The following is a 21,380-nucleotide window of genomic DNA, read 5'->3' as shown; positions in this document are numbered from 1 at the left end:
TATATTCCAATATTTTAACTTTAATATAGAATATTAAGAAGTGAGTCTAACTTTAAGCACGACAAGTCTTGTCGTGTAAACAACTACCTTTGATTAAAAGTGATAAGAAAATTATAAAAAAGCCTCCGACTTCATATATAAAACACAAAAAAGGTATATTTAATAGAAACTTATACTCAACTTCTAAATTTTGAGATTTGGCTTAATAAAACTTAAATAAAATCTTTTGTCTTGCTCTCAAATATCCAATAACAAATAAACCTAATGTCCCTAATATCAAATACCGACTCACCATTTTCCCACGAATTTTATCGTAAAAATTCACAATGAATTGATCCATAAAAGGCGTCATCTGCGTCACGCTTCGTGTCTCAAAATAATGACCGAGTTGACTATTAAGCCATGCCATAACAGCTATACAAAATAGAAAAAAGACACAAGGAAGAATCCAAACTTTAGGATAACGCCCGAGCACCATCAAGAATGTATAGAACTCTCCTTGTATCCAATTCCACATCGTAAATTTTCCTTATCTCATGACACCCTGTTGCAAGCTATATTTCCATGACATTCTAAAAGCCGTATCTTTTGAATAGTGCTTATACATATCCATATCGATTTTTCTTTGACGAAGCATGATTTCATTCATAATCTTGTCAAAAGCTAGGTCTTTGGTATGCGGATCAGGATTATTCAGATACTTGCTTTCAAAATCAGCATGTTCCTTGATCTGTTTTAAGATATTAACAAACTTCACTTTTTGCTCTTCAGGTGTTGCAGCCCAACCGCCAAACCAGCGCTCATTAAATGTTTTAATGATTTCATCTAATGGATCTTCTTCCGTTTCACCTCCATGAGCCCCACGTGGATTCGGATTTGTCGGATCTAGAACTGTTTCTTCAGCATCTAATTCAATCTGTTCATTGAGTTTTTTACGTTGTAGTCCATACGAATTTAAATCGACTGAGTTGAGTAACTCATCCAAGGCATCTGCTTCAGGATCTTCGATTTTAAGTTTCGGAATTAAGAATTTTAAGAACCAATACAACTTTTCCCAAGCCGGAACTTCATACGGTAAAATTGATGCCATCTGACCATAAATCTTCACAAACTGTTTTGCTTTGATTTTGAAATCTGCTTTGTCCTCAGCACTCAATTCTAATTCTGAGTCAAAACGTGAAACGGCGATATCAATAATCGGACTCAGTTTTTCTGCATCGACTGAATCAAAGTATTTTGTGGCAAAGTCTTCCACTTCCGATGATTCATATACCCCAACACCATCTAATTCATCTTTTAGTTCGTTGAGTACATTAATATCAGTCGCTTGTGATAATGTGGTCGAGGTATAGAAACGATCAAAAGATTGCTTGATGTCTTCTATTTCATTAAAAAAATCTAGAACAAATAGATCTTCAGTTCGCTTGCCTAATTTTGGTGCAGAACGGTTTAAACGAGAGAGTGCTTGCACACACAACACGTCAGCAAGTTTCTTATCGACATACATCGTGCAAAGCTTCGGTTGATCGAAGCCTGTTAAATATTTATTGGCAACAATGAGCAATCGATACTGATCTTCATTCACCCCTGCAGGCTTTTTATCACCAACATAGCCTCGATCGAACATGTCTTTGGTGTCATTGTCAGAGAACCCATTGAGAATAGCTTCTGTATACTCAATACCATCCACTTTCTTCTCACCAGAGAATGCAATGATTGCTTTAAATGGATAGCCTGCTTGCTCTAAGAGTCGATCAATCGCTTTGTAATATCGGATCGCGGACTCAATATTTTGAGTCACTATCATTCCTTTAGCTTTGCCTTTTAATTTCTTAGTGTTTACAACATGCTGAATGAAATGATCCAACATTACTTCAGCTTTGATATCAATGGTCTGCTGGGTTTTCTCTACATAACTTCTTAATGTTTTCTGGGCTTTTTTCGTGTCAAACAACGGATTATCTAGAATCGATTTTTCAATTTCATAAAAGCTCTTATAAGTCGTATAGTTCGACAACACATCTAAAATAAACCCTTCTTCAATCGCCTGTTTCATCGAATACAGATCAAAAGGCTTAAAAGAGCCATCTATTTGTTTTTCACCAAACTTTTCTAAAGTCGTGTTTTTTGGCGTTGCTGTAAACGCAAAATAGGATGCATTCCCTTTCATTTTACGTGCCAGCATGGCATTTAAGATTTTGTCTTGAGCATCGACACTGTCACTATCTTCGTTGGCCTTACCCATAACTTCATTCATTTTGTCATGTGCAACACCTGATTGAGAACTATGCGCCTCATCAATGATGACGGCAAAACGTTTATCACTTAAATCTGCAATACCATCAATAATGAATGGGAATTTTTGAATCGTGGTAATGATAATTTTTTTGCCATTTTCTAAAGCAGATTTCAGCCCTGAGGATTTATGGGCATGTGCCATAATATTCTTGACCTCAGAAAACTCCTTGATATTTTCTTTAAGCTGTTTGTCGAGAATACGGCGATCTGTCACCACAATCACTGAATCAAATAATGGATGTTCAAGTCCTCTACTTCCAGCAACTGATTCCTTTTCAGGGTAAGCCTCTATCAACTGAAATGCTGCCCAAGTAATCGAATTCGACTTACCTGAACCTGCGGAATGCTGAATAAGATAAGTCTGTCCTACACCATTGATTGATACATCATGAATAAGACGGCGTACCACACTGAGTTGATGATAGCGTGGGAAATAGAGATTCCTTTTATCTAGTAAAGTTTTTTCGTCACCATCAAGTCGCACAAAGTGCTGAATGATATTTGCCAGACTTTCTTTTGAAAGTAGCTCTTGCCATACATATGCAGTTTTATGTCCCTCTGCATTTGGCGGATTTCCTGCACCTGCATTATGCCCCTTATTAAATGGCAAGAAGAAGGTATTCGCACCTGCTAGCTTCGTGGTCATATAGACTTCATCGGTATCTACAGCCATATGCACGATACAGCGTGCAAAGTTGAGTAATGGCTGAGTGATATCTCGATCTTGTTTATATTGCTTTTGCCCATGATGACGAGCATTCTGCCCTGTCCATTCATTCTTTAATTCAAAAGTAATGATTGGAATACCATTTACAAACACCACCATGTCAATTTCTTGTAGTGGGTTGGGTTTTGAATAGCGTAATTGGCGAGTCACACTGAAAATATTCTGTTTGAATCGGTCTTTAATCTTCTGAGAACTACTTGCCAACGGCGTTGGGTACATCAACTGAAAATGTGCTTGATCTACGGCGAGACCTTTTTTAAGTAAATGAACCACCCCATGCTTACGGATCATTCGATCAAAGCGTTCGTAGATTTTTCTTTGCCAATCGTGTGGGTTAAATTTCTGAATCTTTGCGAGTTCATCGGCTTGTGTTTGCTCTAAAAACTGCCAGAAATATTGAGTATCTAGGGCATACAGCATGTCAAAATTTGAGGGTGAACCCGATACAAACCCATGATGAGGTTGAGCAATGTCGGTTAAACCTGATTTGATATTCTCAAGGCATGTTCCAGTCAGTGCTTTTTCAATTGCCATTTCTAAAGCACGTTCGTTGGTTAAACTGACCATTAGGCAACCTCTGTTATTTCTTGATGTTTAATTTCATCTAGTACTTGCTGTTGTGCTTTGATGATATTTTTAAACTCTTGCATTTCTTCATTTGTAGCCAATCTAGAAGATTCACCAGTTTCTAAATTTTGATCAATAATTTCATTAACAAATTCCCCACTTTTGAACGTTATTTGCAGTCGATTTTTAACTCTTAAACTTGGCATCGTATCCCCATTAGAAACAGGTGAATAATGCAGGTCTGTTTTTGCTAAACCGTATGCAGGTGACATCAAAGTGAAATATAAAATATAACTTCTTAATTCAGCATGTGTTCCATTAAGCTTTAATTTTTTTAGCAAATAGATCAGATCATCACTTTCCTTTCTAATCTGAGCATATGAACAATAGCTAAATATTCTAGCATCAAGGATAAAATATCTTTCCCAACCATAGATTTGAGTCAACTTGTTATTTCTAATCAATTCAAGCTTCGCAAAGCTGACATCATCAGCTAATAAATCTAATAATGCTTTAAGTTGAGGTGTTTTATTTTGTTCAGATACTCTATTGTTATCGAATACTAATCGCCAATTTTCAGCTCTATCACGATAAGAATTGTAGGTACTTGAACAAAAGCTTAGATTTCTTCCGTGTTTAACGAAATAGTTCCCTAAGCTTAAGAAAGACCGATGTAATCGATATTCTTTATCTTTGATAAATTCATCTGTAAATAGCTTTGCCGCAATTTCAGCATAATAAGCAAACTTTTCCATGCAAATGCTCTGATCATCTGCCTTTGCATAATCAAGTAAGAAATCAACTCGCCCATAGAAATAGTTATGCTCTTCGTATTTCTTTAATAATTCTTTCCACGCTTGATCTTGAAGAATGAGTTTGGCTTTTTCAATTTCATGCTCAATATGTGATTTTTCAAAAGCAGTTTTACTACAAAGTTCTATAATGTTTTGCTGTTGGTGCAAAGTACTAATTTTATACAGGATGCTTTCATGACCAATATACATCGCTAATTGTTCAAGTGCTTCGAGTACTGAAAGCATCAACTTTTCAGAGTTATAATAACCCTTAGCATTTTTCACCAACCAACCACTAATTCTTTTCCAATCCTCTAATTGGTCAATATTTTTGATGTACTTAATAAAATAGTAAGCCGTTGCGAAACTTGCTTGCTCTTCATAGGAAGGCTTATCAGTACTTAATATGTTGAAGATATTGTGTTGGCTTTGATGCTCTACAGCAAAATCTAACAGCTCTGTTAAGTTATCAATCGTATTATTGGCATCATTTGAGAATAAATCCATATATTCAGTTTGAGAAATAAATAAGTTGAGTCTCAAACGACTGACTAAACTTTCAATATCTTTTTCGTCCGTATAATCAGATTTTTGATTTTTGGATAAATATTTTTGATGCTCACATAGCAAACAAATTTTAAAGAAATGAATAAAACTCGCATCAAAAGATTTATTCCAGTCTTTACTAGCAGTCCAAATTAAATCGGTCCACTTTGTGTCAATACTTTGAAAAAAAGGGATGGATTTGCTTGTATCAATTTTATTTTCAAGAAAACCCTGGAGCCATGCTTTAAAGTTTTCAAACTCAGTGAGTTGAACGCCTCTGGCATTCATTTTGATATATAGCTCATCTGTTAATGAAAATTCATTCATTGGTAACAGATAAAAATTCAAAATCGAATGGCTACTCAACCTCACCCATAATTCATCAAACTCATCCGTATGTTTAGATCCAAGCAATGTCTCTAATTCATCCAACATCGTTAATATTGAAATAATGGTTGGGTCTTTACTCCATACAGCTAAAAACCATGCTTCATTTTCAATCGATACGGAAGGCTTATCGCCCCATTCCATGTCGACTAACTTCTCAACCAATTGAGAAATGAACATCTTAGAGCTTGTGCGCGTTTGATAACTGAATTTCTGCAACCTTTCTTTAATTAAATCAATCTCTTTTATATTCACCTTATTTTTATTTACTAGATAACAATGTAAAAGAAACAAAGTCGTTAGACGTTGCTGCCCATCCAACAATTCAAGGTTTTTTTGATTTAAAGACCCATAGACAAAATCAAGTTCAAGCTCATGATGTTCAGTCAAACTTTGTACTAAAGCCTGCAAAAATGTTTTTCTAATTTGCGCAATCTTTGGATCATTCTTTCGACCCTGTGCGTAATCACGCTGAATTGTTGGAATTACAATATGATATTGTTCCAATGCTTTCCACAATGTCAATTTAGCCATTTTTAATCACCCTTCATTTTCATCGTGAAATTCAATACCATATTGTTTAAAGCAGTCTAACAATGCTTTTTTATAGTTTTTCCTGTCTGCTGTATCCCACTTCAGCATGTGATTTACATCGTCACTAAAATATTTAGAGAATACCTGCTGCGATGCCAAAGGAATAAAGTTCGCCTTGTTAGTTTTACCTTGTTCATACAGCTCTTTTTCTGCTTGAAGAACCTTCTGTCTTTTTATAAAAAACGGATCATTTCCTATAGAGCGGTTGTCTCTTTCTGGTAAAAGACACAAATTATCAAGTGTCTGAATATTTTCTGAGAAACTACCGATCAGTGTCTCTAAAATTTCATTATATTGATTATACAAATGCTCTCTTTGCGTAGGATCTGAGACTCTCTCATATTGAGTTAATATTTCTCCAAGCTTTTCTTTAGAAATACTGTCTGTTATTTCCCCTAACAATGCCTTTTGCTCAGATACCCAAACCTTGATTTGATCATCCTTGTTGGACAGTTCCTCACTTTGCTGGGCATGGATATGCTCAATATCCCACTTTACTTGGTTATAACGTTTAAAAGAAAAACGTGTGTTGTGTCGCTCATATCTAAAAATATTAAATAATACGAGAATAGATTTAATTTTTGGTCGACATGAAGTGTCATCTACATCATAGAAGACATGATCAAAATCTAATTCTTTGGCATTCTTATCTTTCTTAAAAAGATTACTTAATTCGAGTTGGATAAAGTTTATTAACTTAGCCTCAAATTCATCTCGTTTACAGCCCTGAGCTGCTAACCAAATCTCTTGGATTGTTTTATATTTCTGACCGATTAGATATCCAATCAGATGATATAAACGATCATTTTCATACCACTCATTTAAATACTGAAATCCTGTTAAAACCTTTAGCCACTCTGTTTCGATTAAATTTTTCACATCTTGGGCTGATTTAAACTTATTTGCGTAATGTATAAAAGTTTGGTGATCTTCTTTCAGTTTTAATGCTTTTTTATCAGTCGACTTATCTGCAATTAGATCAAAAACCAGTTCAATACGCGTGTGTTTATTGGTCTGTTGCGTTGGACTCAAAAATGCCCAAAACTCCTCATTTTGTAGCGCTTGCTCTATAGCATCCCATTGGTTCGCCATTTCAGTTTGCTTCTGAACTGCAAGATGATTATGCCCATAAGCTTTCGCAATTTTTTGTAAGAATAATGCCTTGATCAACTCTGCATCTGTTAATGGAATCTTGCCCTGATTCAGTCGACTAAAGATTTCAATGGATTGCTTTTTAGAATCTTGCTGCCGATCCACACGTACAGCGTACCAAATGACTTTTGTATGATGCAGAAGCTTATTTTTCCAATGTTGTCTGTTAAATTCTGTTCCCTTTTCCTCAAACCATTTTTTTACAGCTTGGTAAGCTGTATAGAAATAATGTGCATCAATCGTCGGCAAACTATCTTTCGTTAATTCAGCTAACTGATTTAGATATTCTGTACTAGATTCTCTGGTGTCATAACGAAGAGAGAAATAGTGTTCATTTGTTAAGTAGGTCAAAATAATAAAAATTGTGGTCATCCGTTGCTGACCGTCAATGAGCTCCCAATAGTATTGAGCACCTACAGTCTTTCTTTTGACGACCACAGGTTGCAAGCAATAAAAATCGGTTTTCTGCTTTGGCTCAAACTCATCAATATCATCCAGCAGTTCCGTAACCTGTTGTTCTTTCCATTTATAGCCTCGCTGATAACTATCTACGAAAAAATAAGCATTCTGTAATTCACTGATGGATTTCAATTCCAATGAATTTTCTTTTTGCTCTAAATAAGAAATAAGTTGCCCTAATCGATTATCTGCAATTTCAGATAAATCCGGCTTATCCTCTAAAAGCTGGCTAATCTGTGCCAATAAATTTGCTGTATTCACCCAATACCCCAACTTTTTAAATCTTTATGTCTTACTTAATCACTTGATACGCATCTTTCATATACGGCTTAAACACCTGTTCAAACTTTTGCACATGTTCAAAATGCCATTGAATATACTCTGGCCATTTTTCTTTGTTGTATCCATCAACAGCCGTACTGATTACAATCTTAGAGAGCTTTTGATTTTCCAACTTCAACCAATGCAAATGTAGACCGCAACTTTGCTCAATTTCTGCTTTACGTGCATAGAAGAAATCAAAGAGCTTTTTATTATGTTCCGTACTGCTTGTTGCAAACTCAAGTTCTACACGGAGTTCTTTTTGGGCAAAAATCAAGTTGTAGTTACATTGTGCAATCGTTGCCCCTGCACTACGCCAGCCTGCTCCCGCAGGATTTACATTGCGAAAAAGGTCGAAATTTCTATTTTGAAAATCTTCTAACAACTGTGTCCAATAAGCTACTCTCATTTGAGCAAGTGAACTCTCTCTTTCTTTGAGTGTTTTCACTTCAGCATCTTTTCTGCTTAAACGAACCATATACTCCGATGCCTCAGGCACAGGAATAATCTGTTGTATGTCTACTAGTAATTGCCCATGTAGTACGTACGGCGTAACTTTGACGCACTTTACTTGTATATTACGTTCAAGCAGCCAAAGCGCTGTATTGGTCACTTCTTTCCTGAACTCTCCTGCAACTAAAATGATGCGTTGAGTTGCTTTAGGATTCAGCATGGTCATCCAGTCCATATCTGAATTTCCACCTAAGAAACGTTCAATCAATGAACTTGCTGTACTTTCTATATGATCGGGTTCATAAGCATCGTCATCCAGATCAGGATCACTTGGTCGATACTTACTCAGGTAACTTATATAGACATTAATAATATCTTCTGAAGTAAACGGCGCTACATAAGACGCATATTTCAGTGCTTGCCATACGGCATCACGTCCACTGTCATCTCGTTTGTTTTCAATGAGTACAAGCTGCCCTTGGGTATCTAAAGCCAAAAGGTCTAGGCGTTCACCTGTTCCATCAAAGCCATCAAATTCTTTTTGGATAATCAGCAGTTTTTCACCTAGTGCTTCAGGATGGCTGACGAGCCATTCTTGCAAGTCATCTCGTTCTCTAAGGTTCTGCTCTTTAAGTGGTGTAATACCTAATGGCTCTAATATTTTATTCGTTGTGTCTACTGTATATAAACTCATATTCCCCCCGAAATATTAAAAAACCTAGCCAACCGAAGTTCGCTAGGTTTTATTTTTTATGCCACTTTAATTTTGCCTGTGACAGCATCATTAATGAGTGTGGTCTTATATTCTTTAAGTTTTTCGATTTGTTGATTTAATAACTCTAGATGCTTTTCAAAATCACCTAGCTGACTTTTAATGTATTCCACAATCTGTTTTTGCTCAGATAACGGAACAATAAATAAATCAACCTGCGAGAAATTTCCAAAATTTAGATCCTGTCCATCACGGATAAAATTAGAAGTATTTTGCAAAGCTTTGATATACATTGGTGTCTTAAAAAGATACCCATAATAGTCTGGATCAATAGGCTTTAGAGGCTTCAAAACAACATATGACGATCGGATACATCCCTCTGCCCATGCTCGTTCTAGACCACCCTGAAAGCTTCTCATACTAATAACAAAGTCATTAAGATGAACTCTCTTTCTTTTATCAAGATGTAATGAAATCTTAACTACCGACTTTCCAGTTCTCTTTTCATATTCTTCCTGAGGAATTACACCATATGCTTGAGTAGCAGATAGCTGAACATCGTCTTTTTTAGAATTCTCCTTGCGCTGAGTAAATAGAAACTTACTTCTAATTATTTCCCAATGCTCAGGAATTTGCCCAATCCATTCCACACCTGAGTCTTTCATTGGTACATTTGGATCTAAACCTTGAGTAACCGCTTTTTGAATGACGATTTGCTTACGCTCATTGAGTAAAACAATTTGCTGTTCTTTAATCGCAATCGCTTGGTCGATTTGAGATGTTTTTTGATCTAGAAAATTTACAATTATTTCCTGCTCATTTTCTGATGGCAAACATACTTTAAAGCTTTTGTATTTGCTCACAGAAATACTTGGGACAGTTCCAGGATTAACAAACCATTCAAAATCGATAACTTTATGTAAATAGTAACTAAAGTTATAGTTGATTTTTACCGCTTCTATGCCAATACAATTATTATCGATAATGGAGTCCTCTAACAAAATTTTTCTATGATTTTTCCGAAGAGCCTCTCCAATCTTTCCTGTGACAATTGAGTTTTTGGGAACTAAATTCCATTTGTTTCTTCTTCTAATTTTATCTGTAACATAGTTCGAAGACTTAATAATTGATTTAAACTCCCCACTAATGTCACTTACTTTTAAGAATGGAATGCTTCCATCTTCACTTCCTTGTAATTCAATAGGAAAGCCATTACCGGAATGCTCTTTAACTACTCGCTTTAATTTAACAATACTCCAATGATTAGGGATTTCACCTAACCACTCCACATCCGAATCTTTATAAGCATCATATTTTTCAAACATCATGCTTCCCCTTAAAGACCCAAAATCTGAGAAATCAAACCATCCGCTTGCTTCTCAAGACTTAAAATATCCTGAGCAACATCTTCTAAAGAACGTAACGGCTTATGCTGGTAGAAGTACTTATTAAAGCTAATCTCATAACCAATTTTCACAGAATCAAGGTTAATCCACGCTTCAGCCACATGCGGTTTCACTTCATCTAAGAAATACTGATGAATCTGCTGTTTTAACGGTACAGATTCACTATCACGTAGATCGCTGTTACTTTCATAAGTCGTAAACTCACCTTTCTTCGCCGTAGCATAATAGCCAAAGTCAGCTAAATCAGTTTCAGTACAACCTAAGTGTGTAAGCAATTCAGCAAGCTCATCTTCATTGAACTTCACAACTTTTTTCACAACTTTTTCTGCTGTTTCGTCATACCAACTCACAGCATTTAAAATATTGTTCTTTTCAGAATTCGACAGCTTAATCTTTAACGCTTTGATTGCTTCATCTACTTTTTTCTTGAATAGATTAAAATCAGAAAACTCATCTGTGCTGACCTGCTTCATAATGCTTAAAGCATTGTCCAAAGCAGTTTTTAAAGTATGCCAATGCTTCACATCAAACAGCTTGGCTTGAGCTTTATTGTTCAGGGTAATCTCTTGCGCTTCACACCATACCAATACTTCTTTTTTCACAGCATCGAGCTTCGCTTCGGTATAGATATCATCGCCATAGGTGCTATACATATATTCCATCGGCTCAGACAAAGACTTATCAAAACGTAAGCCTTGCAAACGCTCTGAACTAAACTGTGCTCTACGGCGGTCTGGACGCTCAATATTGACTTTGTAATAACCAAAATCTTGGTTATCAAAGACCTTACTTGCCATGCCGACAGGATCATTTTGCCCGTCAAGCTGACGTTCTACGTCTTGACCTACAAGATAAGTCTGCATAATTTCAGCAATATGTTCAGGGGCAAACTCACAGTTTTTATTGCCTAAGTTTTTGCGTAACTTTCGGAACATTAAACTTGCATCAATCAGTTGCACTTTGCCTTTGCGCTGTTCAGGTTTGTTGTTGGATAACAACCAAATATACGTGGTGATACCAGTGTTATAGAACAAATTGTTTGGCAACTGCACAATCGCATTCAGTAAGTCATTTTCGATGATATAACGACGAATGTTACTTTCACCGCCACCTGCATCACCTGTAAATAAGCTTGAACCGTTATGAACTGAGGCAATACGACCACCAATGCCATTATGCTCAGGCGATTTCATCTTATTGACCATTTCCATTAGGAATAGAAGCTGACCATCGCTTGAACGTGGTGTTGCATCGCAACTTTCTTCATTGCCCCAATAGTCTTTTAGCTTTACCACAAAACGCGGATCAACCACATCTGAACCGTCTTTAATGTACTTTTGCTCAGATGCCCAGCTCTTACCATACGGCGGGTTTGACAGCATAAAGTCGAACTTAGTGCCGACAAATTCATCTGTGGTCAGTGTTGAACCAACACGAATATTTTCAGGGTTATTGCCCTTAATCATCATGTCTGACTTACAGATTGCATAAGTCTCGTCATTGATCTCTTTACCATACAAAATCACGTCACGGTTGCCATTTTCCACGGCGTAACGCTCTTCAATAAAGTTTTGTGCTTCGGTCAGCATCCCGCCCGAACCGCATGCAGGATCGTATACCGTAATGGTTAAAGGTAACTTTTCTTGGATTGGGTCAAAGACAAAATGCGTCATTAACTCAATCACTTCACGTGGGGTAAAGTGCTCACCAGCCTCTTCGTTATTTTCTTCGTTAAATTTACGAATTAACTCTTCAAAGACATAACCCATGCCTAAGTTGGTCAATGCAGGCAAACGGTAGCCATCTGGGTCTACTGCATCTTCAGGGGTTAAGTTGATGTATGGTGATAAGAACTTCTCGACCACATCTAACAGCACGTTTTTATGTGACATGTGGCGAATTTGAGTATAAAGGTTAAAACATTGAATAATTTCTTTAACGTTGTCGCTAAAGCCTTCTAGATATTCTTCAAAGTTAGCCAATAAAATTTCAGGGTTATTCGATGCTGCGGTATACAGCGAACGTAATGTCCATTTAGAGGTGTTGTAGAACACATAGCCTGATGCTTCTTTCAGTGGTTCATCATCGAACTCGGTAAGTTCCATTTCGACTTGTTGGTAGCGTACTTCTTCGAGTACTGCATCTTTAGTAGGCTCTAATAAAGTGTCCAAACGGCGTAATACCACCATTGGCAAAATCACATCACGATATTTACCACGTACATAGACATCTCGAAGACAGTCATCAGCGATAGACCAGATAAATGAAACCAATTTGTTATGTACTGAATGATCCATAAGAACCCAAATAAAGCATTAAATTTTAATGTCCGTATTTAACACTATTTTAAAGTCTTGTGGCAGTGTATATATGGATGACTTAAGGATAATACGCCAAAGCTTGTCGCTTAGATTACTGCTTAATTCAAAGGTATTTCATGGATTTAACACAATTTAATTTTTCAATTTTGACGAAATTTGATCGAAAACTTGGTAATGATTTAGAACAGGTGGTTAAAAAAGCGAGTCAGATTGAAGAACTTTCACCTATCGAATTAAAGAGCATGCTGTCTGAAGCATTAGGGCTTAATGTATTAGATACTTACACCAATCAAATTGCAGATCAAACTGAAGAATTCAAACTCAGTTTTGCCTATATCCTCAAATGCTTATCACTCTACCCATTGAAAAACGAGCTCTATAAAAATTGGAATAAGCATGTTGAACTATTCGACCAGGCTGAATTGACTAGTTTTTCAGAAGCAAGTATCACTGAGTTGCATCAATTTATTCAGAGCATTGTCACCACAGGACATAACCATACATATCTATCTCTTGAGAAAATGAAACAACCAATTCATCTCATTATGCTGCTCTTAATTCATCTTGATACGATCCTTACCTTAGACAGTAAAATGGAACCACTGTGCTTTAATCAGTTATTTAAATTTAGATTGAAGAAAAAGAAGCCCTATGGTCCATCAAGTAGCTTTTCCGATTTAATCATCTATTTATTGGCCTCACATGCAAATAAGGAACCATTAAAAAGCCTCCCCTCGATTAGTTCATTTGATAAATATCTAAATACGGAATTACTTGGTAATGAATTTGATAATAACGACGATGTAGATCACCCACGTATCAAAACAATGCGTCAACTACTGAAAAAAATGAGAGCTGAAGATCGCTTTTGCTACTTAACCGATATAGACCAGTTTTTTACGACACCATTTGATCAAGTTAAACTGATTTTTGATGATCTATATGAAAAAATCACTGAATCTAATGCTCGTTTTCTACTTTCACGAACCATCAACGATGATGATTTCGTTGTCTTCAATGAGATGAATGCACTGTGGCTCATTTACTACTTCCAATTCCTTGTCTACGAAGGACAGAAAATGAATCCTCCTGAGGTTTTACAAGGACTCAGCTCTACTCGTGAGTTTATGGATTTATGGAAAATGTTCTATGTACCCAATGAACAAAAGGCCACCTTTCAGTGGCCTGCCCAGTTTAATGATGTAGCTAAGATCACTTAAACATTATTGTAACGACCTGAACCTGAGGGGTTGCCTGTTTTACTCGGCCAACCACCTCCAAAGCGGATCTCCTCAAAGAAATCTACCGCATCTTCATAATCGATCTTCGACCACAGAGGATAGTCCACATGCGACTTTCTAATCTGTCGCCAAGCATTATCTTCAAACGCACGACCAGTACTTGGGTTAAATTTCTGTTCAGGACGAATGATAAAACTCCAATCATCCTTTTCTGTACCAATCTCAAGCCCAATATTTAAAGCTTGAACTGTTCTAAACACATTGATAACGCAACCCAGCCCCAATGAATAAATTGGCTCTTTCAAAAGAACAACCGCTGCTCCCAAGATATGTTCAGCTTCAGATACAGTTTTAGGCTCGTACAAATATTTGCCATTTACTTCAGAGACCAATAATTTAATTTTCATGTTGATCTCTCATTTCTTAGGTGGATTATTATCACGACCACTGCCTGAAGGATTCCCTGTGGTACTCGGCCAACCTGCTACTTTTGAAATTTCATTAAAGAACTCTACAGCATCCTCATAATCGATTTGAGACCATCTAGGGAAAGTTTCATAACTACGTCTGATTCTCCAAAGTGCTTCATTTTTATAAATTTTTAATATTGACCTATCAAAAGACTTATAGGGTAATAATAGAAAGTCCCATGAATCATCCTTATCGCCAATATCTAAATGCATATTCAGCGACTGTGCCGTCTTAAAGACATTCACAATACCACCAAGTCCCAACTTCGAATGTGGTTCTTTTAATACAACAACTTTATGTCCTAACATTGATTCCAATTCATCAATTGTTTCTGGAGAAAAAAGCCCTACACCTTTTGGGCCTGAAACCTGCAACCTTAAATGCATACGTAGTACTCCTTACTTACGTGGTGGATTATTATCACGACCACCACCTGAAGGGTTTCCTGTGGTACTCGGCCAGCCAGCTTTACTCATTATATTCTCTCCTTCATTCATATAGATTCAGCTTCATATCGAGCTGATACATCAATTATGGAGAAGTTGTTTCTTCGATTTTGCCGGAAACAAAACAATTTGGGTTGAAAATTAAACACACTTCGTTTTATTTTAATTTTTCCTAAGCAAGTCTATACCAATCACATTCAGCTGCTTGATTTGAGTTACATGCCATTTTTTTAGCTTTACAGTAAATTGGCTGATTCTCTACATAGTTATAGTTGTCACCGCTATATTTACACAAGAAACAGCTTTTCACGGGAACTTTATTTTCTACCGCTAGTTTCAATTGAGCTATAAATATATCTCCATGAGCATAACCCATTAAGGATGAAGAATTTTCAAATTCAAGATCTGTTTCAATGATGTTGGTATATAAAATTTTGTCCTGATATTTTTTCATTTTAGTCTGTATATCTGCTAAATATTCCAAACCTAGCCAAGACTTACCAGAATCCCATACATGAAAAGCGAAGTATTTCTTCCTTTGGCATTTACATTCAGCATCTACAATTGGTTCACTTTCCTGATTAAAACCGAGAAATAAGGCATCACTCTGCTGTAAATCTGCTTTATAAATTTTTTCCACATCCTCTTCTGAATTTAGAGGAATTTCTATAATTCTCTTACCTGAATTTTCTTTCTTTTCACTCAAAAAATGCGTGACTGCTATTTCAATGTAAATACTATCTTCAGGATTTGTCTGTCGAGTCAATAACAGATCTGGAATAAAACTATCATGTCTTTTTTCTACTTCAATGTGTGAATAGTAGGCTGTCAAATCAAAGCTTTTCTGTACATATCCTAAATCACAATGCTTACGAATAGTTCCTTTATATTTTTGACATTTTTTTGGCGCGTTGAATGTAATGTAAAAAGGTTCATTTTCTGTTAGGCACTTTTGATAAGTCTCATAAAACACCTCTTTTCCTAATCGATGCAAATACGTTTCACCGTTGCACTCTTGAATTACTTTATGAGCAAAATGCGGTTTCTTTATTTGCCATTGACCTTTGCAACCAATGGATTTTCACAACCAAGACAAATATATTCACTTGATATTTGCACTCCAATGAGATCAGTCGCTTTTACCGTATTGCCTTGCTCATCTTTTGCATATTGATAACGTGCCATATTTTTTAACCTGCTTGGCTATCCATTCCACTTTATGTAATTATTTTCATTAGCTTGTGCATAAGCCCACTCAGCCACCTTATGCGACCGCTCTTTATCCGTTAAAAAACCCAACACAGCTATCCGATCTACAATAATCAAATCCTGCTCTTTATTCCGCTTTCGCCACTTATGTAAAAACTCATCTGAAGCAAGTAAGTTACTCTTTTTAGAATTACAGTTTGAATCTGCCAACACGAAGTTGTGACCTGTGTCTGATGGATACATGGACCAAGGGATAAAATGATCGACTGCATAATTGCCTTTACGTATCGGCTTATTGCAGTAGAAGCATTTACACTCTTGTAGTTCTACCAACACACAGGCTACAGCATTCAGTTGGTTACGACTCGGTTCAAACATGAATTGTTCAAGATTCGGTAACTTATTCAGAATTGGTGCATTAGTACTGTTCTTACGGATATAGTCAATCCAATGTTTTTGACAAAGTTCTTCAATAATCTCACTGAACTGTCGCAAGCAAAACATAACTTGAGGAAGAAGAGTGAGTTGCTTTCCGCATTGATCAAGCTGATACAAAAACTCAAAATTTTGACCATTGAGGTTTTGCAAATATCGAACTGGCATCTCTTTTACTGTTCTTGCAACATCTTTGAGCAACTTCAACCATACCAGTGAATCTCGTCTTAATAACCCAAGGGATGAATATATTTTCCGAAGCTCAATAATTCGATTCACAATGGCTGCCTGCTTGCCATTGTTTTGATTTAAGATCAGCTGTCCTTGATCATTAAAGGTATATGGCACAGCTTGTTTCCAATATAGTTCTATGAACTTCTCAGCGATATCTATGTATTCAAGTGCTAAACTTTCGCCTGAGTCCTGTCCTTTCTCAATAGCCAATCTGCTAAGACTAATCAGTAACGCAAATTTATAAGTACTGCTAAAACTACCTGACTGTAAAATCAGTTGAATATTTTTAAGGAATTTAAGCTGTTTTTGAGCAGTAGGAATCAAATCAGGCATGTTTTTTCCAAATCAGATTGAGCCATTTTTCTTGTCGTTCAGGTCGCTGATCTACTGTAATCCATTGTTGAATCTGCTGAACATGGTCAAACTGTCCAAACAGAGCCTGTGCCTGTACCTCATCTAAATCAGTAAATTGACGTCCGTCCTTTTCTCGATCACTGTCGCCATACTTAAATGACATATACAGCACACCATTCGGCTTCAACGCGGATATTAATTTTCCAATGACTTCATCTAATCGATGCCGCTCACAATGTAATAATGATGCGCATGCCCAAATACCATCAAACTTGGACTGATCATACAAATCATAGAAACTCTCTAATCGCACGTGCTGGCCCGTCTGTTGGCTTGCAAGTACGACTAATTCTTTCGAATAATCTAGTGCTTCTACCCGATACCCTTTTCGCTTGAATGCTAAAGTATCTCGACCTGAGCCACAGCCCAGATCGAGTATGAGTGCATCCTGAGGTAAATACTGTATAAAGGCTTGATATAAGCTTTCCATATCAACATTAAATGTCGTATTAAAAAATTCAGTAGCATTTTGATTGTAATAATTAAGCGTTTTATTCATTTGCTGCTTTCATTCTACTTTGAATGCAGTCTAGTCTACTAAAAAACAAAAAAATAAGGGAACCGAAGTTCCCTACTTATTCTCGACTCGCTAACTTGTCTTCAATCCACTGATTGATTTCCCAAGCTGACCAGCCAATTCGATTTTGTGTAATTTTAACTTTCTTTGGAAATGTAGGGTCATAATACGGTGAGTTTTCATCCATCATTTCATAGATCGTTGAACGACAGACCCCAACAAACAGTACAACTTGCTTAATATTCAATAATTGATTCATCTGAAAAGTCTGACCTGTAAACGCATTCATGATGTTTTGCTCCTAATCATTGATGCGAGCGGCAATTCGCTCAGATCATAGGCACACTCCTTATTTTTTTATGTCAGCATGGAGAGTCAGGCTTTTCCTACTGCCCTGACACTCTGCTGTAAGCCCTGCTGAATATCCCGAGCTTGCGTTAAGTCATGAACTTGTTTCCGATCCTGTCGTTGTGAGCTTTCAGTATAAAATTCATCAATAATCTCAACTCCCTCCTCTCCATCCACTTCAAATCTGGCATTGGCGAAACCCTGCAAGGCTGTTTGATCCAAAGCAGCTTGGTTAAAACCACACAACTGACTTTTCTGGTCAATCTCCTTGGCTGTTTGAATCGCCTCTTGTAAATGAACACCATCACGTAAAGTCAAATCCACGTAATACACAGGAGTACGATAGCTTTGTGTAGTGGACTTGCCTCTAAGTGTTAGCTGTAATGGAAGACATGAGAGCAAGCCATTCGATGCTGCATAGTAATAACTTAAGCGTGCTGCCAAAGTCCGAATACTATTAAAGCCCGTGGTTCTAAAGATGAATGTCCCGAGTTCATCAGATTCATCTAAATTGACATGCAAACGCCCATAAGGTTTACAGTGACCTCCTTGTGCCAATGGACATAAATCAGGGGATGGGCATGGATGTTGTTCTACACCTTGATTAGTCAGTCGTTGGCAGGTTTCACCATTACCCACACAAACGGGACGTCCTGTCTGACGATCAAATAAACTGTATTCCGCTCTTAGATTCAGTTCAGGATCATTAAAGATCATCCGTACTGGAATAGAACGGAGTTTTTGATTCGGTGCTTTAGAACGTAGTTGCTCATCCAATGGATGTTTCACCCAACCACTATCCTTATTTTGGATTTGGCTGGTAATGGTGAATTGGTCATCCTTTTCAGGGATGCGCTTGCCATTCTTTTCCACCACCTTACCGATACTGATCCGCCCAAGAATTGGCGGTGTAATGGCTAAACCTTTAATCATGGTGTTTTCCTCTTCTGCTTAAATGTGTAGATATGCTTGGTTAAAAATGAAATGGGCATAAAAAATCCCATGCGCTGAGGCATGGGATTTTTGAGTAGAGCTTGAGGTGCTACTTGTGAATTGCACTTAGGCTAAAGCGACTTCAATCATCCTTGCTGTATATATTGAAACGTCGTGAACCTTGCTTAGTTTGTGGGAATTGATTGAGATATTCAGGATGTGATTTGAGTAAAGCCTTGCTATCTAAGCTGATCGAATCCTTCGACTTTTTCCACGTCACTGAGCCTACTTTAAAGGTGGCACGTTCAGCCTCCTGCATTTTGGCTTGAAGTTGATGCTTCAGCAGATCGAACTGCTCCTGATGCTTGTCAATTTGACTCCGAGCTTGAAGCAGTTGCTCAAACTGTTGATTGGCCTGCTTATCCTCAGATAGATCCGTGGTACTGAGAGGCACATGTTCTGGATAAAGTAACTGCAAGGCTTTGGCTGCCGATTCACTGGCATCCGCTTCAGGTGGGGTATCCTTTTCCACACATTCCCAGAAGTAACGCTCCGCATTGATGATGTGCTGAATCACTGATTCTGAACGAGTCACTTTAAAAATGCGGGTTTCGTGCCCACAAATTAAGACACAGATATGGGCTGCCTTTTTGCCCGTCACTGCCAATTGATGTTGCACCTGACAGAGTACGTATAACGGTACACCATCTCGCCACAGCTTGGCCCCATACTCCCCTGCGGTTTTACACTCCAGTATTTGTACATCTGCATCCCCAACCACCGAATAATCCAAGTTAGCCAACATAAAATGCTTATCTGGATCAGGGTGTTGTAATACGGCATTGACCCGACGTACTTTGTAGTTGGTATGCATGCTGTAGTATTCAGCAACTAAGGGTTCAAGTCGTTTGCCCCAGTACAAGGGTGCATGGCCTTCACTTTCCTCTTCAATATTTTGTTGAATCCGTCCGGTCTTGATCATCCATAGCTCGAGCATCGACATATAAGGATTCAGCCCGCAGGCAGCGGCACAGTCACTACTGCCAATGCCTTGGCGACGCACTTCTAGCCATTCGGCTTGACTTAGGTTTTTGGTCTCTACAAAGCGTTTTGGATGGCTGAGTTTAGGGCGGTGCGCATGGATATTTGCTCGAGTAGGATGAGGTTGAATTAAAGCTGAGTTCATATAGATGTCCTCTGATTATTAAATTTTAGACATAAAAAAAGCCACATCTGGAGATGTGGCAAAGAGGTATTTGAGTTCAAGGAGATTTACAGGATCATGTTGATCTGATGTGATTATCTTAAATCCGAAATCTAAATCTAAACTTAAATAATCAAGCGTAAAGCTTGTTCCAGTCCACGTTGTTTTAAGCCTGCTCCTGCACCGAACCAAGCAGAATCCAGACGATGATCTTGACTCATCGCTCGACGTTCATGGTCTGCAAACTCAGTGATACTGCATAACAAGCCATAAGCAGTATCTTTGGCTGAACTGAGTCCTGCTCCACGACCATGTCCATTAAACATGCTCATGACTTTAGACATGGCACGTCCATTCGGTTCAGTCTTGTTGTCAGCTTTATTGGATTGACTCCCTTGCGTTGCCACATTGCGATAGAACTGAATAATACTGTCATCCTGCTCGGTTGGACTCAGACTGGTATTGTTAAACACCGCATCAAAATAAGCCGCAGCTTCAGTCTGTGTAACTTTACGCTGACTGAGCTGTTTCATTTCATACATGTGCTCGTTCCATGCTCGCACTGAAATACCCAATTGCTGTTTGATCTTCTGGGCATCGAACTTGGTACTGTGTGGCACTTTGACCACACCTGCACTCGCGCTCTGACCTTTGAGGGCAATGGCTAGAGTATTGTTACACACCACGCGAATACTGGTGAATTGCGCTGTAGTTGCCAGTGTACCGTCACACGCCGTAGCCAAGAGAATATAACCATTGCTGACATCTTTGCCTTTTAAAGCAGAAGTCTGCCCTGTTTTGGCTAAAGCCCAGAATTTCTTACCACCTTTTAGTACCCCTGCGGTTTCCAGTTCAAAGCCCGATTGTTCAGTCAAATCTTTGTAGAAATGTAGAATCTCTTTAGGTTGCACTTCCTGATAGCGTTGGCTGACCACAGACAACGGTGCATGGGTATCGGAACGGTATAACACCCGTTGTTCTTCATAAGGCATGATGATGCTTTGCCCTCGTTCATTCTGTGCCATATAGCTGACATTGGAACTTTCAATCTGCCAGTCCATGCCTGCCTGTTTGGCCCAGACTTCAATCGGTTGATTGGGTGTGAGTGGGTTGCCTAAACCATGCCAAGGGGTTTGACCGACATAAGCCATTTGTTCAATTTGATGTGCCATTGTGAATATTCCTAAAATG

At 37.8% G+C, this 21,380-nt stretch carries 17 protein-coding genes; 1 reads left to right on the top strand and 16 read right to left on the bottom strand.

What is annotated here, in order from left to right; translation table 11 throughout:
- Positions 1-529: 529 nt before the first annotated feature.
- From ABJ384_RS05180 to ABJ384_RS05155, 6 genes are read right to left on the bottom strand one after another with little or no spacing between them, the layout of a single operon-like run.
- Positions 530-3,592 carry a type I restriction endonuclease subunit R gene (locus ABJ384_RS05180; RefSeq protein ID WP_349929286.1) on the bottom strand — a complete coding sequence of 1,021 codons (3,063 nt, stop codon included), beginning with the start codon at positions 3,590-3,592 and terminating at the stop codon, positions 530-532.
- Positions 3,592-5,853, bottom strand: a complete 2,262-nt coding sequence (locus ABJ384_RS05175; protein ID WP_349929284.1) for a DUF262 domain-containing protein — start codon at positions 5,851-5,853, stop codon at positions 3,592-3,594. The genes ABJ384_RS05180 and ABJ384_RS05175 overlap by 1 nt, the downstream gene beginning before the upstream one ends.
- A gap of 6 nt (positions 5,854-5,859) precedes the next feature.
- Positions 5,860-7,785, bottom strand: coding sequence for a DUF262 domain-containing protein (locus tag ABJ384_RS05170; protein WP_349929283.1), 1,926 nt, complete (start codon positions 7,783-7,785; stop codon positions 5,860-5,862).
- A 31-nt stretch (positions 7,786-7,816) separates the two neighbouring features.
- On the bottom strand, positions 7,817-8,992 hold the full coding sequence (locus tag ABJ384_RS05165) for a DUF4268 domain-containing protein (RefSeq protein WP_349929281.1): 1,176 nt from the start codon (positions 8,990-8,992) through the stop codon (positions 7,817-7,819).
- A 56-nt stretch (positions 8,993-9,048) separates the two neighbouring features.
- Complete coding sequence (locus ABJ384_RS05160; RefSeq protein ID WP_349929279.1) at positions 9,049-10,338, bottom strand: restriction endonuclease subunit S; 1,290 nt, start codon at positions 10,336-10,338, stop codon at positions 9,049-9,051.
- A gap of 8 nt (positions 10,339-10,346) precedes the next feature.
- Positions 10,347-12,713, bottom strand: a complete 2,367-nt coding sequence (locus ABJ384_RS05155; RefSeq protein ID WP_349929277.1) for a class I SAM-dependent DNA methyltransferase — start codon at positions 12,711-12,713, stop codon at positions 10,347-10,349.
- 140 nt (positions 12,714-12,853) lie between these two features.
- Between ABJ384_RS05155 and ABJ384_RS05150 the strand changes: the two genes are divergently transcribed.
- Positions 12,854-13,957, top strand: coding sequence for a hypothetical protein (locus tag ABJ384_RS05150; protein WP_349929276.1), 1,104 nt, complete (start codon positions 12,854-12,856; stop codon positions 13,955-13,957).
- Here ABJ384_RS05150 and ABJ384_RS05145 read toward each other — a convergent pair.
- The 10 genes from ABJ384_RS05145 to ABJ384_RS05100 form a co-directional block, all read right to left on the bottom strand.
- Positions 13,954-14,385, bottom strand: coding sequence for a hypothetical protein (locus ABJ384_RS05145; protein ID WP_349929274.1), 432 nt, complete (start codon positions 14,383-14,385; stop codon positions 13,954-13,956). The genes ABJ384_RS05150 and ABJ384_RS05145 overlap by 4 nt on opposite strands.
- Positions 14,386-14,394: 9 nt before the next feature.
- A complete protein-coding gene (locus ABJ384_RS05140) occupies positions 14,395-14,835 on the bottom strand; it encodes a hypothetical protein (RefSeq protein WP_349929271.1) in 441 nt (146 codons plus the stop codon).
- Positions 14,836-15,067: 232 nt separating this feature from the next.
- On the bottom strand, positions 15,068-15,868 hold the full coding sequence (locus tag ABJ384_RS05135; RefSeq protein WP_349929269.1) for a hypothetical protein: 801 nt from the start codon (positions 15,866-15,868) through the stop codon (positions 15,068-15,070).
- 74 nt (positions 15,869-15,942) lie between these two features.
- Positions 15,943-16,080, bottom strand: a complete 138-nt coding sequence (locus ABJ384_RS05130; protein WP_349929267.1) for a hypothetical protein — start codon at positions 16,078-16,080, stop codon at positions 15,943-15,945.
- A gap of 18 nt (positions 16,081-16,098) precedes the next feature.
- Complete coding sequence (locus ABJ384_RS05125; RefSeq protein ID WP_349929265.1) at positions 16,099-17,106, bottom strand: HNH endonuclease domain-containing protein; 1,008 nt, start codon at positions 17,104-17,106, stop codon at positions 16,099-16,101.
- Complete coding sequence (locus ABJ384_RS05120; protein ID WP_349929263.1) at positions 17,099-17,686, bottom strand: class I SAM-dependent methyltransferase; 588 nt, start codon at positions 17,684-17,686, stop codon at positions 17,099-17,101. Before ABJ384_RS05120 ends, ABJ384_RS05125 begins: the two co-directional genes overlap by 8 nt.
- Positions 17,687-17,762: 76 nt before the next feature.
- Entirely contained in the window at positions 17,763-17,993 is a 231-nt protein-coding gene (locus ABJ384_RS05115; protein ID WP_161932447.1) for an AlpA family phage regulatory protein, read from the bottom strand.
- 86 nt (positions 17,994-18,079) lie between these two features.
- Positions 18,080-18,985, bottom strand: coding sequence for a hydrolase or metal-binding protein (locus ABJ384_RS05110; RefSeq protein WP_349929260.1), 906 nt, complete (start codon positions 18,983-18,985; stop codon positions 18,080-18,082).
- A gap of 142 nt (positions 18,986-19,127) precedes the next feature.
- Positions 19,128-20,171, bottom strand: coding sequence for a lambda-exonuclease family protein (locus tag ABJ384_RS05105; protein WP_349929258.1), 1,044 nt, complete (start codon positions 20,169-20,171; stop codon positions 19,128-19,130).
- Positions 20,172-20,314: 143 nt separating this feature from the next.
- A complete protein-coding gene (locus ABJ384_RS05100) occupies positions 20,315-21,361 on the bottom strand; it encodes a DUF932 domain-containing protein (RefSeq protein ID WP_349929257.1) in 1,047 nt (348 codons plus the stop codon).
- Positions 21,362-21,380 lie beyond the last annotated feature (19 nt).

Origin of the sequence: Acinetobacter sp. A1-4-2, assembly GCF_040233925.1 — a bacterium.
GTDB lineage: Bacteria > Pseudomonadota > Gammaproteobacteria > Pseudomonadales > Moraxellaceae > Acinetobacter.
This window is presented reverse-complemented; position numbering and strand designations above follow the sequence as displayed.

Excerpts from the sequence above, each read along its gene's own strand:
- ABJ384_RS05180 (WP_349929286.1), bottom strand. The coding sequence starts at position 3,592 with ATGGTCAGTTTAACCAACGAACGTGCTTTAGAAATGGCAATTGAAAAA.
- ABJ384_RS05175 (WP_349929284.1), bottom strand. The coding sequence starts at position 5,853 with ATGGCTAAATTGACATTGTGGAAAGCATTGGAACAATATCATATTGTA.
- ABJ384_RS05165 (WP_349929281.1), bottom strand. The coding sequence starts at position 8,992 with ATGAGTTTATATACAGTAGACACAACGAATAAAATATTAGAGCCATTA.
- ABJ384_RS05160 (WP_349929279.1), bottom strand. The coding sequence starts at position 10,338 with ATGATGTTTGAAAAATATGATGCTTATAAAGATTCGGATGTGGAGTGG.
- ABJ384_RS05155 (WP_349929277.1), bottom strand. The coding sequence starts at position 12,713 with ATGGATCATTCAGTACATAACAAATTGGTTTCATTTATCTGGTCTATC.
- ABJ384_RS05150 (WP_349929276.1), top strand. The coding sequence starts at position 12,854 with ATGGATTTAACACAATTTAATTTTTCAATTTTGACGAAATTTGATCGA.
- ABJ384_RS05145 (WP_349929274.1), bottom strand. The coding sequence starts at position 14,385 with ATGAAAATTAAATTATTGGTCTCTGAAGTAAATGGCAAATATTTGTAC.
- ABJ384_RS05140 (WP_349929271.1), bottom strand. The coding sequence starts at position 14,835 with ATGCATTTAAGGTTGCAGGTTTCAGGCCCAAAAGGTGTAGGGCTTTTT.
- ABJ384_RS05130 (WP_349929267.1), bottom strand. The coding sequence starts at position 16,080 with ATGGCACGTTATCAATATGCAAAAGATGAGCAAGGCAATACGGTAAAA.
- ABJ384_RS05125 (WP_349929265.1), bottom strand. The coding sequence starts at position 17,106 with ATGCCTGATTTGATTCCTACTGCTCAAAAACAGCTTAAATTCCTTAAA.
- ABJ384_RS05120 (WP_349929263.1), bottom strand. The coding sequence starts at position 17,686 with ATGAATAAAACGCTTAATTATTACAATCAAAATGCTACTGAATTTTTT.
- ABJ384_RS05115 (WP_161932447.1), bottom strand. The coding sequence starts at position 17,993 with ATGAATGCGTTTACAGGTCAGACTTTTCAGATGAATCAATTATTGAAT.
- ABJ384_RS05110 (WP_349929260.1), bottom strand. The coding sequence starts at position 18,985 with ATGATTAAAGGTTTAGCCATTACACCGCCAATTCTTGGGCGGATCAGT.
- ABJ384_RS05105 (WP_349929258.1), bottom strand. The coding sequence starts at position 20,171 with ATGAACTCAGCTTTAATTCAACCTCATCCTACTCGAGCAAATATCCAT.
- ABJ384_RS05100 (WP_349929257.1), bottom strand. The coding sequence starts at position 21,361 with ATGGCACATCAAATTGAACAAATGGCTTATGTCGGTCAAACCCCTTGG.